Source organism: Flavobacterium frigidimaris (genome assembly GCF_002217275.1).
Taxonomy (GTDB): domain Bacteria; phylum Bacteroidota; class Bacteroidia; order Flavobacteriales; family Flavobacteriaceae; genus Flavobacterium; species Flavobacterium aquidurense.
In genome coordinates this window covers 88412-105526 of record NZ_MUGV01000018.1, presented here as the reverse complement: position 1 = coordinate 105526, position 17115 = coordinate 88412, and the positions used below count along the sequence as shown (strand labels likewise).

The 17115-nt window shown below is 33.3% G+C and carries 17 protein-coding genes; 16 read left to right on the top strand and 1 reads right to left on the bottom strand.

Features of this window, described 5'->3' with window-relative positions:
* Positions 1–79 precede the first annotated feature (79 nt).
* Positions 80–649 (bottom strand): phospholipid scramblase-related protein, encoded by a 570-nt coding sequence (locus B0A65_RS11075; protein WP_074658855.1) that lies wholly within the window; start codon positions 647–649, stop codon positions 80–82.
* 334 nt (positions 650–983) lie between these two features.
* On the opposite strand from B0A65_RS11075, the gene B0A65_RS11070 reads away from it, so the two are divergent.
* The 16 genes from B0A65_RS11070 (at position 984) to B0A65_RS10995 (ending at position 17020) form a co-directional block, all read left to right on the top strand.
* Positions 984–2972 carry a GAF domain-containing hybrid sensor histidine kinase/response regulator gene (locus tag B0A65_RS11070; protein ID WP_074658853.1) on the top strand — a complete coding sequence of 663 codons (1989 nt, stop codon included), beginning with the start codon at positions 984–986 and terminating at the stop codon, positions 2970–2972.
* A gap of 76 nt (positions 2973–3048) precedes the next feature.
* Positions 3049–3414 (top strand): response regulator transcription factor, encoded by a 366-nt coding sequence (locus B0A65_RS11065; protein ID WP_074658851.1) that lies wholly within the window; start codon positions 3049–3051, stop codon positions 3412–3414.
* Positions 3414–4628 (top strand): YaiO family outer membrane beta-barrel protein, encoded by a 1215-nt coding sequence (locus B0A65_RS11060; RefSeq protein WP_074658849.1) that lies wholly within the window; start codon positions 3414–3416, stop codon positions 4626–4628. The genes B0A65_RS11065 and B0A65_RS11060 overlap by 1 nt, the downstream gene beginning before the upstream one ends.
* Before the next feature lies 1 nt (position 4629).
* Positions 4630–5451 carry a hypothetical protein gene (locus B0A65_RS11055; RefSeq protein ID WP_074658847.1) on the top strand — a complete coding sequence of 274 codons (822 nt, stop codon included), beginning with the start codon at positions 4630–4632 and terminating at the stop codon, positions 5449–5451.
* 11 nt (positions 5452–5462) lie between these two features.
* Positions 5463–6893, top strand: coding sequence for a glycosyltransferase family 2 protein (locus tag B0A65_RS11050; RefSeq protein WP_074658845.1), 1431 nt, complete (start codon positions 5463–5465; stop codon positions 6891–6893).
* A gap of 237 nt (positions 6894–7130) precedes the next feature.
* Positions 7131–7652, top strand: coding sequence for an RNA polymerase sigma factor (locus B0A65_RS11045; protein ID WP_074658843.1), 522 nt, complete (start codon positions 7131–7133; stop codon positions 7650–7652).
* 46 nt (positions 7653–7698) lie between these two features.
* The gene (locus B0A65_RS11040; RefSeq protein WP_074658841.1) at positions 7699–7908 is read left to right on the top strand and encodes a hypothetical protein; all 210 of its coding nucleotides are present in this window, start codon (positions 7699–7701) and stop codon (positions 7906–7908) included.
* 12 nt (positions 7909–7920) lie between these two features.
* Positions 7921–8772: a FecR family protein gene (locus B0A65_RS11035; RefSeq protein ID WP_074658839.1), complete on the top strand. Its 852-nt coding sequence runs from the start codon at positions 7921–7923 to the stop codon at positions 8770–8772.
* A 101-nt stretch (positions 8773–8873) separates the two neighbouring features.
* Positions 8874–11486, top strand: coding sequence for a TonB-dependent receptor domain-containing protein (locus B0A65_RS11030; RefSeq protein WP_074658837.1), 2613 nt, complete (start codon positions 8874–8876; stop codon positions 11484–11486).
* A gap of 4 nt (positions 11487–11490) precedes the next feature.
* Complete coding sequence (locus tag B0A65_RS11025; protein ID WP_074658835.1) at positions 11491–12330, top strand: DUF4249 domain-containing protein; 840 nt, start codon at positions 11491–11493, stop codon at positions 12328–12330.
* 191 nt (positions 12331–12521) lie between these two features.
* The gene (locus tag B0A65_RS11020; protein ID WP_123890320.1) at positions 12522–12845 is read left to right on the top strand and encodes a hypothetical protein; all 324 of its coding nucleotides are present in this window, start codon (positions 12522–12524) and stop codon (positions 12843–12845) included.
* Between the two features lie 438 nt (positions 12846–13283).
* Positions 13284–14582 carry a sensor histidine kinase gene (locus B0A65_RS11015; RefSeq protein WP_074658831.1) on the top strand — a complete coding sequence of 433 codons (1299 nt, stop codon included), beginning with the start codon at positions 13284–13286 and terminating at the stop codon, positions 14580–14582.
* Position 14583: 1 nt separating this feature from the next.
* Positions 14584–15012, top strand: a complete 429-nt coding sequence (locus B0A65_RS11010; RefSeq protein WP_074658829.1) for a response regulator — start codon at positions 14584–14586, stop codon at positions 15010–15012.
* Between the two features lie 114 nt (positions 15013–15126).
* The gene (locus B0A65_RS11005; RefSeq protein ID WP_074658827.1) at positions 15127–15696 is read left to right on the top strand and encodes a Crp/Fnr family transcriptional regulator; all 570 of its coding nucleotides are present in this window, start codon (positions 15127–15129) and stop codon (positions 15694–15696) included.
* 127 nt (positions 15697–15823) lie between these two features.
* Positions 15824–16618 (top strand): type 1 glutamine amidotransferase domain-containing protein, encoded by a 795-nt coding sequence (locus B0A65_RS11000; RefSeq protein ID WP_207556421.1) that lies wholly within the window; start codon positions 15824–15826, stop codon positions 16616–16618.
* A gap of 96 nt (positions 16619–16714) precedes the next feature.
* Positions 16715–17020 (top strand): putative quinol monooxygenase, encoded by a 306-nt coding sequence (locus tag B0A65_RS10995; protein ID WP_074658825.1) that lies wholly within the window; start codon positions 16715–16717, stop codon positions 17018–17020.
* Positions 17021–17115 lie beyond the last annotated feature (95 nt).

The following is a 17115-nucleotide window of genomic DNA, read 5'->3' as shown; positions in this document are numbered from 1 at the left end:
TAGAAGAAGGGAATTGTAAAATACAATTCCCTTTCTTATTTTTTTATTATAAATGGGTTAAACTTAACCACTATCAGGGTTAAAAAAACATATTTAAAGCAATAGCAGAAGATAATATTGCAACTTTTTCTTCATTATTATTGTAGGTGGTCGCTATATTTACATTATAGCTATTGCCTGATCTTAAAACATTTTTCATTGATCCTTTCCAGTCATTATCAATCGTGCCTATTTGGTTTTCTGACGGATCATTAATAATAAAATTAGATTTTTTCCAGACATCACCTATTTCGGCAATGACTTCGTTTGCATTGTTTAGAATTTTGAATGCAGGTTTAAAATGATTGGATTTTTTATTAATGATTCCCACTTTTTTTCCCGTAGCATCCTGTACAATAATTTGAGATTTTGAAAAGATACCTTTTTTTAATATCGAAGCTTCTAAACCACCATTAGCACTTCTAATTTCAATAGAAAAAGGAAGTAATGTTTTGCTTATTGTTAGGCGTAATATTTTTTGTAGTACAGTTAATTTTTGTTTTATTCTGCCAATGCGTTCGCGCTTGTCATTGTATACATTATAGTGCTCCTGAAAACTATTTTTTTTGTCAACAAAATAGTTATTTGTTTCAAAGAAATCTGAGTTCATAATTTTAATGAAAAATGAATTAGTTAAAAAATATTTTTAGGGGCTTTCAAAAGTATCACATATGTTGCAAAAATAACTACGTATATATACCTGTTATTAAGAAATTTAGGGTTGTTTAACAAAAAGATAAAGGTACGGTTTCTCTTATTTTGTAATTGTAAAATTAATTTTAAGAAATACTCGTACCATGGAAATTCAGGTTATAAAATGCATTTTTGGAGCTATTTAAAAATAAAACAACAAGAGATTCTTTCCTGTATGCAGTGACACTGTTAAACATTTCGGCAAAGTTTTATTTGAAATTATTTATATTTACATTTTACTCCTCAATACAATGAATAACACCGAAGAACCTATACCACACAACGAACTGGCACGTCTTGCAGCATTAAAACGTTACAATATTCTGGACACCTTACCTGAACATGCTTTTGATGATGCAACCAAACTTGTTTCTTATATCTGCGGTGTGCCCATCGCGCATATTTCCTTTATAGATGAAAGCCGTCAGTGGTTTAAATCTGAGATAGGAATTGGAGTATCAGAGGTTCCTCGTGAAATTAGTTTTTGCAGGTATACCATTATGGATTCCCATATGGTTGAAATACCGGATACGCATCTAAACGACAGATTCAAAGATGATCCCAATGTTACCGGTGGTTTTAAAGTGAGGTTTTATGCAGGAGTGCCCTTAACAACGCCCGACGGGCATAATATCGGAACAATTTGTGCCATAGATCATGTTTGTAAAGAACTTAATGAAAGTCAGCGTAATGCACTTTCAATAGTAGCAAAACACGTCATAAACCAACTGGAATTAAGAACAAAAAACATTGAACTCGACAACCAAAAAAAAATAGCCGAACGCGCTGTATTGGCAAAAGATAGTTTTTTGGCCAATATGAGTCACGAAATTAGGACTCCGTTAAACGCTATTATTGGTTTTACAGATCTCTTGGCGCAAACAGAACTCGATACGGTTCAGCAGGATTATATTTCTAATGTACAAATTGCGGGAGAAAACCTGCTCTTGATAGTGAATGATATTTTAGATCTTTCGAAAATAGAATCAGGTAATTTGGTTATTGAAGCGCAACCCTTCAATTTAAAAAAGACACTTAAACATATTTATAAGCTGCTTAAAGTAAAGGTTCCGCAGGGAATTGAATTCAACCTTTTTCTGGACGCTGATATGCCCGACTTTGTAATTGGTGATCAGGGAAGACTAAATCAGATATTAGTGAATCTTACCGGGAACGCACTCAAATTTACAGAAGAAGGTGAGGTCACGGTTTCCGTAAAATTAGTTGATGAAACAGAGGAGCATTATTCACTTCGTTTTTCTGTTAAAGATACCGGTATTGGTATACCTGAGCATAAATTGGTCACAATTTTTGAACGATTTAAACAAGCAGAAGAAAGTACCACGAGAAGATTTGGCGGTACCGGACTTGGTCTTAATATTGTCAAACAACTAGTTGAATTACACGGAAGTGAAATTCAGGTAAAAAGTAAGCAGAATAGAGGTTCCGAATTTTTCTTTGTGTTTCATTATAAAAAAGCAAAACATACTGATAAAAAAGCAGAATCAATTTCAAAAGACAAATTGGGTAAACTTAAAATCCTACTTTGCGAGGACAATATTTTAAATCAGAAATTGGTGAGGAGCGTTATTCAAAACTTTGGTTTTGAATTGGATATTGCCGAAAATGGAGAAACAGGAATAGAATTGTTGTCTGCAAACAACTACGATCTTGTCTTAATGGATCTTCAAATGCCTGTTAAAGACGGGTATCAAACTACAACATATATCAGAAATGAAATGAATTTAACGATTCCGATTATCGCCATGACGGCGCATTCGCTAGTGGGCGAGCAGGAACGTTGTTTTGATGTTGGAATGGATGCATACGTACCAAAACCGTTTAAGCAGGCGGCACTTTTACAAGCGATTAAAACCGTAATGAACAAGGATGTTAACGCTGTGAAGAAGAGAAGAATAGATTTTTCTTATTTAGACGAAATGGCCTGTGGTGATCCGGCGTTTAAAAAAGAGATGATAACCCTTTTCATAGAAAAAATCCCGGCTGAAGTTGTACAATTAGAAGACGTATTCAAAAGTGATAACCATGACAAAGTGAAAAAATTGGCGCACAATATGAAGTCCAGTTTAGACATGTTTATGCTAACAGATCTTAGTGCTTGTTTGTCTATTATTGAAGAAGAAGCTATATCAGGGCACTTCACTTCTGAAGCTGCAAATCAAATAAACCTACTGGATTGTGGCGTTAAAGAAGTAGTTAAAATTCTAAATGAGCTATGAAAAAAGAGAAATATACTCTAGCTTTACGTTATAGCCAAAATTTATAAGACCAAATTTGCCTCAAAATTAATAACCTATGAGAATCATTTTATCTGAAGATAATGATATTCTTCGTAAATCATTATCCTTTTTCCTGGAGTCTAAGGGGTTTACTGTTGACCAGTTTTCTGATGGAAAAGAAGCACTAGATGCAATTGAAACAAATAATTATGATTTGATCCTTACAGATATCAACATGCCGGGCATAAGCGGAATGGAAATTACGCAATATGTCAGAGAAAACATAGGCTCTGATGTTCCGATTATTATATTTACTTCGTCAGGTGTAGAACAAACCGAACTCGATTCATTTGATATTGGTGCAAACGAATTTATTGCCAAACCTATTAGTCCTGCTGTGCTTTTAGTGCGAATTAATAAACTGCTAAAAACACGTGCTTAATGAAGTTTCTATATTATACAATTTTTCTGTTGTTTCTTTCTCCTGTCGTATTGGCGCAGGAAAATACTATTGATGCAGTTATGGAGCACGCAAGGCGTGAAGTGGAGAAAGGCAACTATGATGCTGCATTATCTCTCATCGAACCTTTGATTGCAAAATTTCCTGAGAATGAGGATGTAAAAATCTACTCCGGACGCATTTACAGCTGGAAAAAAGACTACACTACTTCCATTACAATTTTAGCGCCCATGGCAGACCGGACTAACCCAAGTCCAGACGCTTTATTGGCAATTATAAATGTTTACTATTGGTCAGAACAGTTCGATACGTGTATTAATTATTGTGATCGGTATTTAGCGATCGAGCCAAATTCGCTTGATGTTTTAAGAATTAAAGTAAATTGTCTTGAAAAACTAAATCGGGATGAAGAAGCTTTAGCCATTATAGAAAAAGTATCAATTACAGATAACAGTACTCAGGCCTTTAGAGGAATCAGAACACTTATTGGTAAAAAAGATAAAAATGCCGTTTCTGCTTCTTATTTAAATATTTCAACTTCTAATCCCGGACAATCGCCATTGCATTATGCGTATGTCGAATACTCTCATAAATTTACGAAATCAGCACTTGTTGGTCGTGCCAATTTGGGACATGTAAATGGTGATACACAAATGTTGTTTGAAGCAGACTATTATCAAACCTTTTCTAAAAAAAACTATTTGTATGTAAATGGAGGTCTTTCAACCGGAGAGACTGTATTTCCTGTAGCAAAAGCAGGTGTTGAATATTATTTTGTTCCACATAAAAAATTTGATTATGCATTGGGTGTTAGATACATGCATTTTGAAGCAGATGACGTAACCTTATTAACAGGACAATTAGCTTTTCATACTGGTTCGAATACAATTGCTTACAGACCTTATTACGATACAACGAACGAATTATTTTCTCATGTTTTGAGTTTTCAAAACACAAATGAAGAAAAAGAAAGAATCATAAGGTTAGAGTTGCAATATGGAAATGTTCCCTATTTATATCTTTATAATAGCCTGACTCAGCCTTTGAGCTCGTACAGAGTGGGCATACAATATCAGCACCGTTTTGGCGATTCCTTTTTTGTCAGACCTGTTTTTCTTTATGAGTACGAAGAGTACGTGCCAGATGAATACAGAAACAGGTTCAATGTTCAGGTTATCCTGACGAAACGCTTTTGATATGATGAAAGTATGGGAACTTTATAAAAGCGGAACCGGGATAGAATCTTTTTTAATGCTGTCAATAGGTGTCTTTATAATAACATCATTTATGCTGTACTTGTTGATTATTAATAGCCGAAGCAGGAATATAAGAAGAAACAAACGCCTTGCCGAATACAATAAGGTTATTGAAAATGTAATGTTTTTGGTGGTTTTTCAGGATATGGCTTTTTCAGAAATTAAGAAAGATGAAAATTTTGACAAGCTTTTTAAGACTGTTTTTTTTAGGGAGGTTATGATCGATTCGATTATCAATCTTCATAAAAACTACGAAGGGAGTTATGTACAAAAACTGGAGCAATTTTATAAAGATTCAGGATTAATAAAAGACTCCTTCAGGAAACTTAAAAGCCTGAAATGGGAAGTGAAGTGCAAAGGAATCACAGAGCTTGCAGAAATGAACTGCATGGAAGCTTTTGACAAAATAATAAAAGCGTCTAAAGCCCGAAATAAAGTTTTAAAAATTACAGCCATAAATGCTTCTATCAAGCTTGGCGGTACAAAAAGTATGGCATATCTCACAGAGCATCCTTATCCTATTGATGAGTGGACTCAGATAAACATTATAAATGCTTTTAAAAAGCATGACTTAGGTGATACTAAAGGCATTGAATTATTGCTTGAATCTCAAAACTCTACGGTAATTGCGCTTGGGCTTAAGCTTATTAAAGAGCTTAAATTGACACAAAAAATTCCGTATGTAACGAAGTTAATTGCGAATACCCCAAATACATTTATAAAGTACGAAGCCCAAAACGTACTAGAGATATTAACTGTTTAACAGAATAACAAATGACTTTTTTTACTACAGAACTATCATTGTTTTTTGAGGGATATTTGTTCCTCATAATTGGTTATGCGGTACTAATTATGTCTTCGTATCTTATATTAGCACACCTTTCTACCAGAGAGCTTAGGGAATATCTCAAAAAAAATAGTTTTGTTGATTATGATGTGCTTCTGACAAGTGATTTTGCACCAAGCCTTTCCTTAATTGCTCCTGCTTATAATGAAGGTTTTACCATTCAGGAAAATGTAAAATCGTTACTTTCTCTAAATTACAATAATTATCAGGTAATTGTGGTTAACGACGGAAGCAAGGACAATTCTATGGAAATCCTTGTCAAAACCTACGATCTTGTCCTTACAGAACTTGATATTCATCCAAAAATAGAAACAAAAAAAATAACAGGCATTTATACTTCCAGAAATGCTGCTTTCAAAAAATTGATTGTAGTAGATAAGGAAAATGGAGGTAAAGCTGATGCGTTGAATGTTGGACTTAATATTGCCCAGAATCAATATGTGGTTTGTATCGATGTTGATTGTATTCTGGATAAAGATGCGTTACTAAAGCTGTCAAAACCTTTTCTTGAATCGTATGGCAAACGTATCATTGCTACCGGTGGAGTGGTCAGGATCGCCAACCAGTGTGTTATTAAAAACGGTCGTTTGGTGGAGGTAAATATTCCGGATGTTATGCTCTCAAGAATTCAGGTTCTCGAATATTTAAGAGCGTTTCTTCTGGGAAGAATGGCCTGGAGCAGACTCGACGGCTTATTACTTATCAGTGGTGCGTTTGGTGCATTTGATAAGGAAATCGCTTTACTGGCCGGAGGTTACAGCACAAAGACAGTTGGAGAAGATATGGAACTCGTAGTAAGAATGCGCCGTTATATGCTGGAGAATAAGATACCATACGGAGTTAGTTACATACCTGATCCGCTTTGTTGGACAGAAGCACCTGAAGATTTTAAAATATTTAAGAAACAGCGCAGTCGCTGGATGAGAGGAACAATTGAAACGCTGAGTTTGCATAAGAAAATGTTTCTGAATCCGAAATACAAAATGCTGGGTATGCTGAGTGTGCCCTACTGGACATTTTTTGAATTCCTGGCTCCCGGTATAGAGTTTATAGGTTTGGTAATAACAGTTGTATTTATTCTATTGGGTTTACTCAATTGGCATTTTTTCTTGTTACTGGTACTTTTTGTTTACTTTTTTGCTGTCATGTTTTCTGTTATTGCCCTTTATAGTGAAGAACGCAGTTTTCATAAATACCCAAAACAAACCGATTTTTTCAAGCTTTTGATCGCTGCTTTCATAGAGCCTCTATATTTTCATCCGCTAACCGTTTACGCCGCCCTTATTGGTTATAAAGAAAAAATTAGGGGAACAAAAGGCTGGGGTGAAATGACAAGGAAAGGCTTTACCAAGAAATAAAAAAAGGAATTCTTACACGATAAAAGACGAGATTAGAAGGTTTTCTTTAAGTTAAGTTTAACTATAATCACTTTGAAAATTATTGAAAAAGCATTCTCAAATTAATTTTATTTCTGTTCTTTGTACCGTTGTTCAAAAACCAAAAACAAATACAGCCGGGAGTATTTTAGTATATCCTATAACTAAAACGCAGTATTATTTTGGACAGTGATCTAACACTAATTATTGTATTACGTTATGGACAACAGAAAGTTTATCTTAAGTTTAAAAAAAGGGAATGAAGCCTCTTTCAGGGAAGCCTATCTCACGTACTACGATAAACTGATCCATATTGCAAAACGATTCAACTTTACAGTTCTTACCCCACAAGACTTCGTGCACGAAACTTTTTTAAGAGTATATAATAAAAGAGAATTATTGAATGAAGATGTTTTATTCGAAAAACAACTGTTTACTATTTGCAAGAATATCATCATCAATCACGTTAACAGAGAAAATAAAATAGTTCAACTTGATCCTTCACAAGTTGAAATCCAGAACGAGGATCCGGAAACCGGAATTTTTGAAGAAAGAAGAGAAAAGTTACACACTTTTATAAATCAGCTTCCGGAACAGCAACAAAAAATATTTACTTTACATAAACTGGAAAACCTTAGCTATAAGGAGATTGCAGCAATTACGGATCTTTCTGAAAAGACCATAGCCAATCATATTTATCTTGCCAGTAAATTTATTCGAAAAAAAATAGAAAACCATTAGGAACTTTTGTGTTCCCGTTTGTTATATATAAAACGGAAACATAAAAATGAATATTGAGGCTTATAAAACAGATGTTACAACCAAAGAAGAGGCAAGATTTATTGTAGCGCTTCTTCAATTTGTTATTTCTGATTGTATAATGGATTTTGATTTGGAAGATTCAAATCATATTCTGAGAATCGAAACCAACAGAGAAATTAAAGAAATGGTTTACGGTGTTTTTAATAAGCAAGGATTTTATTGTCAGAAACTTTAATGCCCCAAAGTCATGGATGAGAAAAAAATAGAAGAAGAATTAAAAAAGATCTGGGATGAAACTCCCATTTCACATTCAGATAATGTGAAAGAGGCTTCATGGGAGGATTTTCAATCTAAAGCCTTTTCGCCCAAAAAACAGAAATTTAAAATTTGGCGTTATACAGCGGCAGCGTCCGTTTTACTTTTAATGGGTATTGGTGTTGGGATTTATTTTAATAGAAGTCCATTGCAAAATAATAGGCAGCTTTCTTCAAATGTAATTGAAATTGAAAACTCAACTTTAAAAGTAAAAACTGTTTTCTTGCCAGATAGTTCGAAGGTAGAATTAAATCCAAACTCGAAAATTAGTTATGTCAATAATTTTGAAACCAACAGAAAGATTGAAGTAATTGGTGAGGCTTATTTTAAAGTAAAAAAAGATAAAAAACATCCTTTTCAGGTTTTTTGCCATGAAACTACAACTACTGTTTTAGGTACTTCTTTTACTGTAAAAGGAAATAAGCAAAGTGAGGTACGTGTATCTCTTTATGAAGGAAGCGTTGAGATGAGCATAAAAAATCAGTCCAAAAAATGGATTCTCGTACCAGGAGAAACCTTTACTTACGGAAAAGATAATGAAACTACAGTTACCGAATTCAACAGGTTTACCGATTTTGACAACGCAAAACTAACTGAGGTTTGTACTTATATTAAGGAAAATTATGGTTATAAAACGACACTTCCGCAGGAATTTGATAATCAGCGAATTACAATAAGAATAAACAAAAAAGAAGATTTAAAAATAATTGTGCAATTAATATCAGAAATGTATAACCTAAACTTTGAAATAAATGAAGAATTAAAAGTAATTGCTTTTCAGTAGAAAAGAAAAGGATGCCCTAGCCGCGAAACTAAACATCCTTCCTCATCGTCAGGATAGTATAGCACTATCCCATTTAATAATATTCAAAAATACGAAATTTCATGAAGCATATAATTTCAGCATGCTTTTTTTTACTCAGTTTTAGTATGTTTTCTCAAAATATTACGATAACTGTTGATAATACGGTAACGCTAAAAGAATTATTTAAACAAATTGAGAATCAGACGGATTTTAAATTTGCGTTTACCGACCAAATTGATACAAATCAAAAGTATTTTACTAAAAAAAGGACGTACAGCCGCATCGAAATAAAAGAACTTGTTAACGAACTAAACAAGACTACTCCAATTCAGTTTTCAATCGTAGGCAATAATATTTTTGTCAAACAAAAATCTGCAAAATCGCCTAAAAAAAAAATAAAGCTAACGGGACAGGTTTTTGATGATAACAGAGAACCCGTTATTGGAGCAAATGTTTTTATAAAAGAACTTTCAACGGGTGCAACTACAGATAGCGAGGGAAAGTTTTCAATGGAATTGGCTAAAGGAAATTACACTGTTCAGATTAGTTATGTTGGCTTAAAAGACAAAGAAACACAAATCACCGTTTCTGATGATGCCCGAATCAATTTCACGATGGATGCTGACAGTCAGGAATTAGAACAGGTAATCATAACCAGTAATAAAGCTGTTGATGTGAGAAACACTCAAATGAGTGTTAATAAACTTTCAATGGCCGAGATTAAAAGACTACCAACTGCTATGGGGGAAGCGGATCCCTTAAAATCGTTACTAACATTACCAGGCGTTACCAATGCCGGAGAAGCTTCATCGGGTTTTAACGTTCGCGGAGGTGCAGCTGATCAGAATTTAATTCTGTTAGATGGCGCTCCGGTGTACGGTGACTCGCATATGTTTGGATTTTTCTCTATTTTTAATGCTGATGTGGTTAGCGGCCTGGATTTATACAAAGGGGGAATTCCTTCCAAATTTGGAGGGCGCGTTTCTTCTGTTTTAGATGTAAGCCAGCAAACAGGTGATCTTACTGATTATAAAGTAAGTGGAGGTATTGGTCTTATATCGAGCCGTCTTTTAGTGCAAGGTCCTATTAAAAAAGATGTAGGTTCATTTATAGTTGCAGGTCGCGCTTCGTATGCACATTTGTTTTTAAAACTCACTGATATTACCAGTTCTGCGATGTTTTACGATATAAATGCTAAGTTCAATTATCGTTTGGGCGCCAATAATACAATTTCTTTTTCCGGATATATGGGAAATGATTTATTTGATATTAGTAATTTTTTTGTTACCACTTATGGAAATACTATGGGAACCTTTAGCTGGAAACATAAATTTTCGGATAATTTAAACACGAATCTTTCTGTTTTTTACAGTGATTATAAATTTAATCTGGAAGTGCCATTTCAAAGTTTTCAATGGGATAATAAAATTACCAATTACGGACTTAAGTACAACTGGAATCAAACTATAACAGAAAATTTTAAACTTAACTACGGTCTAGATGGTTTGTATTATGATTTTAATCCGGGAACAGTACGCCCTTTAGGTGCAAATTCGCAGTTTAATTACAATCAGTTAGACAAAAAATACGCTTTAGAAACTTCAGCATATCTTGATTTTGAACATCAGGTTACAGAAAAACTGAATCTTCGTTACGGACTTCGTTATAGTATGTTTTATCGTTTAGGTGATGAAAATATCAGTACTTACGAAAACGGGCAGGCAGTAGTCTACAATCCAATATTTCATATTTATGAAGAAGGAACCCCAACCGGAAGTAAATACTATGGGAAAGGAAAAACGATAAGCAGTTTTAATAATTTTGAACCACGATTAGCATTGTCATATGCTTTTAATGATGACGCCTCTGTTAAGGCAAGCTACAACAGAATGGCGCAATATATCCATATGTTGTCGAATACCCGCGCTCCTTTGCCTATGACGATCTGGACACCAAGCGGACCCTTTACAAAACCACAAATGCTGGATCAATATGCAGTAGGATATTTCAAAAATTTTAAGGAACGTGACTACTCTTTTGAAGGAGAATTATTTTATAAAAATATTAAAAACCGAATCGATTATATTGATGGTGCAAATTTATTAGGTAACAATAATATTGAACAGGACATCCTGAATGGAAAAGCCAGATCGTATGGTATGGAATTATTATTCAGAAAAAACACAGGCAGGTTTACCGGATGGGTTTCGTATACCTTGTCTAAAGCAGAACAAAAAACTCCGGGAAGAACTCCTGGAGAACCCGGTATTGCCAATGGCGAATGGTATTTATCAGGATATGATAAATTGCATAATCTAAATGTCACCGCAAATTATGAATTCACTCCTAAATGGTCTTTTAATGCTAATTTCTCTTTGCAATCAGGTCAGCCGGTAACGTATCCAAATGGTTATTATGAATTTGGTGGAATAAATATACCGAATTATACATTGAGAAATGCCAACAGGCTTCCTGTATATCATCACCTGGACATTGGTGCAACTTATACGCCTAAACCTGATAAAAAGAAGGGATGGCAAAGCTACTGGGTATTTAGTATTTATAATATTTATAACAGGCAAAATGCAGCATCGATGACGTTTTCAACAAATGATAATACAGGAATGAATGAGTCCAGACAACTGTCTATTTACGGATTAGTGCCTGGCGTTTCTTATAATTTTAAATTTTAATAGTATGCTAATTTTAAAAAAATACAATTTTAAAAGCAAAACAATTACTTTATTTAGCCTCTTTTTTGTTTTACTTTTTTTATCCTGCGATAAGGTTGTTGATCTTGATTTAGAAACAGGAGATCCTAAAATAGTGATCGACGCTGAGATAATTTGGGAAAAAGGGACTACAGGCAGCGAACAGACCATAAAAATAAGCAGAATGGCTCCTTATTATAGTGCTGATACACCAAAGGTTTCAGGCGCACAGGTTAGAGTGGAGAATAGTGAAGGAACGGTTTTTACTTTCAACGAATCTGCACCGGGATTATATGTCTGTACTAATTTTGTACCTGTAATTAATATGGAATATAAATTATACGTAAACGTAGACGGACAAAATTTAACAGCTGTCGAAAAGTTAATGCCCGTAGTGCCAATTGAGAAAATAGACCAGGAGTTTATGCCTGATATAACAGGACCTGATCTTATTGTTGTTTCCTTTTATTATAAAGATCCGGCTGATCAGGCCAATTATTATATGACAGATTATAAAAGTGATTTTCTGGTTTTTCCGCAGTATGGAACAAGTAATGATGAATTTACTAATGGGAATGAAGTAGTCGAAAAGTTTGCAGATACGGATTTACAGCCGGGAAAAATTCTTAATATTACACATCGTGGTATTTCTAAGAACTTTTTTAATTATATGAATTTACTTTTAGAGGCGTCAGGCTCAAATCCGTTTGCCGCAACTCCGGGAAATATTAGAGGAAATATTATAAATACAACTGATGCCAACAATTTCGCACTTGGTTATTTCAGACTTTATGAGGCAAATAAAATTTCGTACTTGGTAAAATAATAAGAATACTTTATTTCACAGAGTACCAGAAATCATATTATTCCATTATTTTAAATTGCGATTAACCCTAATTAACTATGAAATTTTTATTCTTCAATTCCTTGATCTTTCTTTTAAGTTTCAATATTCAAAATAAGGAAGAAAAACTGATAGTCAATTTTCTCAATTCTTGCCAGGATAAAAATATTAAAATGACCTCCATAAAGGAGCAATACATTTGCCAGACAGAAAATAATAAAGAACTTAAAACCGACTTAGATAAATTTATCAACGATCAGATTTTGGAGCTAAGAAAGGAATTACAGACAAAAGATATTTCTAACTTAAAAATAGTAAATGCGGCAAATGATGCAGAAGTTAAAAAAGAATTTTTAACCGAAGATGCTTCAAATATTTTTGTTTTAAAGGAAGGACAAAAAAACAGCCATTATTTTTTAATTGAAAATGGGAAAATAGCATCCTTTAGCGTTATGAACAAAGGAAGAATTAAAATTTTTCTGCTATTGTGCAGATGAGTTAATTATGTTGATAAAATATAAAAAAGCCTGTAAACTTAAACGTTTACAGGCTTTTTTTTAAATTGAAAGAATCGTTTTTAAAGAGATACTTAATGAAAGGATGAAATTGTTAAATAATAAAGAATCTGATTAGTTTATCTATTTTAACTTCTAAATTCGTTATGAATTGTACTTCTAAAAGCCTTTAAAAATTGATGTCATAAAAATTAATATTAATGTAAAATATACATTAATTTAAGTTTGGCATTATGTTTTTTTTATATAAATTGGTAAAATCTTAATAGCAATTATATTAAATAATTTAATTTTTAAAACAAATTTAACATCAAAGTTTTTATTATCCTCAATCCTACTGCGAGGCCCAATTTCTTATAACCTACGGCCTAAAAAGCTATAAAAGAATTAAAATGACTATCCCAAATTGCAACCCAAAACATGAAACAAGAAATTGATGCTTTAGAACACTCCATGCACATTAAAGATTTTCTTTTAGCAATTAAAAAAAAATCTGACCACATAACTAATTTTTTCCTTATCACTTTTTATATCGTTGGCTTGCTGCTCTCTTTTTTTTATGATACGTGGCAAATCGGAGTTGGAGTTGGTGGATTATTACTTATTGCCTATTACTCCACAAAAATTATCCTTCCTGAATCGAATCTGTATCAATATGTCCTCAGTGTCGTATTGGGAATCTTCATGGCTCAATTTATTTATCAGATGCACGGAATGTTTGAAATGCACTTTATGGCATTCATAGCAAGTGCAATACTTATTACGTATCAAAACTGGAAACTACAAATACCGCTTATGTTGGTTGTAGGAATTCATCATGGCCTTTTTGGCTATTATCAATACCTTGGTTTTGATAAAGTTTATTTCTCTCAGTTAGATTATATGTCGTTGCAGGCATTTGTTATTCATATGATACTGGCAGGTTGTATTTTTTCTATTTGCGGGTTGTGGGCTTATCAGTTTAAAAAATATAGCGAAACCCATATGGAGCTAATTTTTAATAAAAGGGAAATTGAAAATCAGGAATTAAAAACAGCTAATTATGAACTTGACCGTTTTGTTTACAGTACTTCTCATGATTTACGAGCGCCACTGAATTCAATGTTAGGTCTGATTGAAATAGCTAAAGAAGATACTACTGAAGAATTGATGCTTGAATATTTTAAAATGTTACAAGGAAGCGCAAAAAAGCTAGATGGTTTTATATGTGACATTCTTGATTATTCCCGAAACTCTCGTATGGAAGTTAATACGGAGCTAATTAATTTCAGAGAACTTATAAATGGCGTGACAGAAAATTTAAAATTCATTGGAGATAATAACAGAACGGTCGAGTTTAAAATTGAGATTTCTGATGACAATTCTTTTTACACGGATAAAAATCGTCTTATTACTATTCTTAGCAATCTGATTTCAAATGCCATACGTTATCAAAATTCCCAAATTCCCAATCCCTTTGTTTGTATTAAAATAGAAACCTCTCAAACGGAAACGAATATCTTCATTAAAGATAACGGAATTGGTATCGACGAAGAATCACAGTCAAAAATATTTGGTATGTTCTACAGAGTATCACAGGAATCTGTTGGTTCAGGATTAGGACTATATATTGTAAAAGAAGCAGTTAATAAACTGATGGGCAATATAAAAGTGCAATCTGAACTAGGTACAGGAACAACTTTCATAATTAAAATTCCAAATCAACAAACCAAAACTTAAAATGGACCAGGAAATAGCAAAACCAACTTTTAAAAAAATTCTTGTGATAGATGACAATCCAACAGATCGTTACATTGCAAAACGAATGGCTGAAAAATATCTTTTTGCCGAAGAAATAATTTTACAGGAATCAGCTCTTGAAGCCCTCAATTATATTAAATCATTAGAAAGTACACCCGAATTATTACCTCAATTCATTTTTTTAGATATCAACATGCCCGGAATGAACGGTTATGAATTTCTGGATGAGTATACAAAGCTTTCTGAAACCATCAAAACAAATTGCATTATTTTGATGATAACAACCTCAATACATCCAGACGATTTTAAACGGGCAGAAAATAATCCTTCTGTATTTCGTTTTCTTAATAAACCTTTAGATCGCGAGAAATTTAGGCTAATTGAAGATGAGTTTTTGTTGCAAAAATAATATTCCGCTTTTCTAATGTTTGTTTTAAAAAGCAACAAAAATCGCCTATTTGGAGATTCTGAATTTTAGTAAAAAACAATAAATCTTTTATCTTTGGTTTGTAAAAGGATATTTATGGAAAAACTCAGAAAGCATATTGAAGAAATTATACCAATTACGGATGAAGAGTTTGAATCTATAAAACCGTTTTTTACCATAAGAAGGGTATTAAAGAACCAATATTTAGTGCAACAAGGTGATGATGCCAAGTACGAATACATCATCATGAGTGGAATTTTCAGGGTTTTTTATCTGGATGAAGACGGAAAAGAACATATCGTGCAATTCGCAACCGAAAATTGGTGGATGTCTGATTATATTGCGTATTTCAATCAAAAGCCGGCAAGCATGTATGTAGTGTGTATGGAACCCGGAGAAGTTTTGTGCCTGACACTTGAAGGAAGAGAAAAACTATCTGTTACACTTCATAAAATGGAGCATTTTTTCAGAATGAAACTTACTAAAGGTTTTATTGCACTTCAGCAAAGAGTAATCTCTTTATTATCCAATAATCCAGAACAGCGATATAAAGAATTTGCAGCTCTTTATCCAAATCTAATGCAAAAAATACCCAAAAAATATATTGCCGAATATCTGGGAGTCAGCCGCGAAACCCTTAGCAGGCTTTACTCTGGCAACAAATAACAGAAACTATTAATTCTCAAGTGTGATTTTCATCACACTTTTTTTGTGACTTTTCTCCTCGTATTGAGGTGGAGAGCTGGTATAAATTTGCCCTATAAATAATCATTAACCAATAAAATTTATAGACATGAAAAAACGTATGCTTTTAACCCTGGCCATTGCCTTTTTTTCTTCTAATGCACAAACGAAGAAAGAAAACACAGCAGTAAAACAACAAACAAACCTTAAAAATGAATCTACAATGAAAAAGAAAATTTTAATTATTGTGTCTAATGCCAATGCAATTGGGCCAAATAACAGAAGAACAGGAACCTTTCTTCCTGAGGTAGCACATCCTTATGCAGCATTCGAAAAAGCAAATTATCAAATAGATTTTGCCAGTTTAACTGGAGATACTCCTTATTTAGATGCCCTTAATTTAGCAAATGATCCTGATAACCTTGCTTTTCTAACCGGAAAAGGATGGGAAACGATGCAAAAAGCAGTAAAACTAGCAACTGTTGAGGTAAGTAAATACGATGCCGTTTTTGTTCCCGGTGGTTTAGCTCCAATGGTTGATATGCCGGAAAACGAACTTCTAAAAAAAGTAATTAAAGAAACCTACGAACGAAATGCAGTTGTAGGAGCTGTATGTCACGGTCCTGTATCGTTGTTAAATGTAAAACTAAGCAACGGATCGTATCTGGTAAATGGCAAAAACATTACATCATTTACAGATGAAGAAGAAAGAGGTTACGCTATCGCAGATGTTCCTTTCTTACTGGAAACTGCCCTAACAAAACAAGGAGCAAAATTTCATGCCGCCGCAGTATGGTCAGCGCACAGTATAGCAGATGGTAACTTAGTTACAGGACAAAATCCTGCTTCGGCTAAAGGTGTCGCTGAAAAAATGATTGCCATTCTGGAATCTCCTAAAAAGTAAATGATGTAATTATATCGACCTTCTCTAAAAAAAAGATGAAGGTCAATATAATTTATCCCTAAAAATTGAACTTATATTAATTAAAAGAAATCAAAAATGGAAAATCAAAATCCAGTTCATGTTTTCGCTACATGGAAAGTAAAAGAAGGTCAGATAGAAAACGTTTTACATTTACTAAAAACGGTACATAAAGAAAGTATTAAAGAAGATGGTAATTTGTTCTATAAAATTCATCAAAGTAATTCAGATCGTAATACAATCGTTTTATTTGAAGGGTATAAAGATGAATCCTCAATTGCAGAACACCGAAATTCTAAACATTTTCAGGATTTGGTTTTAGGTAAAATAGTTCCACTTTTAGAAAATAGAGAGATTGTTTTAACAACTCCTATAGAATATTAACTTCAAATTGTGGTTTAAGCCATTGTAATCAGTTATAATTTGATTAAATTTAAAGTACCTATCATGAAATTGCTTTAAAAAGTAAAGTTCATGTC

Excerpts from the sequence above, each read along its gene's own strand:
- B0A65_RS11015 (WP_074658831.1), top strand. The coding sequence starts at position 13,284 with ATGAAACAAGAAATTGATGCTTTAGAACACTCCATGCACATTAAAGAT.
- B0A65_RS11070 (WP_074658853.1), top strand. The coding sequence starts at position 984 with ATGAATAACACCGAAGAACCTATACCACACAACGAACTGGCACGTCTT.
- B0A65_RS11065 (WP_074658851.1), top strand. The coding sequence starts at position 3,049 with ATGAGAATCATTTTATCTGAAGATAATGATATTCTTCGTAAATCATTA.
- B0A65_RS11000 (WP_207556421.1), top strand. The coding sequence starts at position 15,824 with ATGAAAAAACGTATGCTTTTAACCCTGGCCATTGCCTTTTTTTCTTCT.
- B0A65_RS11030 (WP_074658837.1), top strand. The coding sequence starts at position 8,874 with ATGAAGCATATAATTTCAGCATGCTTTTTTTTACTCAGTTTTAGTATG.
- B0A65_RS11060 (WP_074658849.1), top strand. The coding sequence starts at position 3,414 with ATGAAGTTTCTATATTATACAATTTTTCTGTTGTTTCTTTCTCCTGTC.
- B0A65_RS10995 (WP_074658825.1), top strand. The coding sequence starts at position 16,715 with ATGGAAAATCAAAATCCAGTTCATGTTTTCGCTACATGGAAAGTAAAA.
- B0A65_RS11010 (WP_074658829.1), top strand. The coding sequence starts at position 14,584 with ATGGACCAGGAAATAGCAAAACCAACTTTTAAAAAAATTCTTGTGATA.
- B0A65_RS11005 (WP_074658827.1), top strand. The coding sequence starts at position 15,127 with ATGGAAAAACTCAGAAAGCATATTGAAGAAATTATACCAATTACGGAT.
- B0A65_RS11050 (WP_074658845.1), top strand. The coding sequence starts at position 5,463 with ATGACTTTTTTTACTACAGAACTATCATTGTTTTTTGAGGGATATTTG.
- B0A65_RS11040 (WP_074658841.1), top strand. The coding sequence starts at position 7,699 with ATGAATATTGAGGCTTATAAAACAGATGTTACAACCAAAGAAGAGGCA.
- B0A65_RS11035 (WP_074658839.1), top strand. The coding sequence starts at position 7,921 with ATGGATGAGAAAAAAATAGAAGAAGAATTAAAAAAGATCTGGGATGAA.
- B0A65_RS11075 (WP_074658855.1), bottom strand. The coding sequence starts at position 649 with ATGAACTCAGATTTCTTTGAAACAAATAACTATTTTGTTGACAAAAAA.
- B0A65_RS11045 (WP_074658843.1), top strand. The coding sequence starts at position 7,131 with ATGGACAACAGAAAGTTTATCTTAAGTTTAAAAAAAGGGAATGAAGCC.
- B0A65_RS11055 (WP_074658847.1), top strand. The coding sequence starts at position 4,630 with ATGATGAAAGTATGGGAACTTTATAAAAGCGGAACCGGGATAGAATCT.
- B0A65_RS11020 (WP_123890320.1), top strand. The coding sequence starts at position 12,522 with ATGACCTCCATAAAGGAGCAATACATTTGCCAGACAGAAAATAATAAA.
- B0A65_RS11025 (WP_074658835.1), top strand. The coding sequence starts at position 11,491 with ATGCTAATTTTAAAAAAATACAATTTTAAAAGCAAAACAATTACTTTA.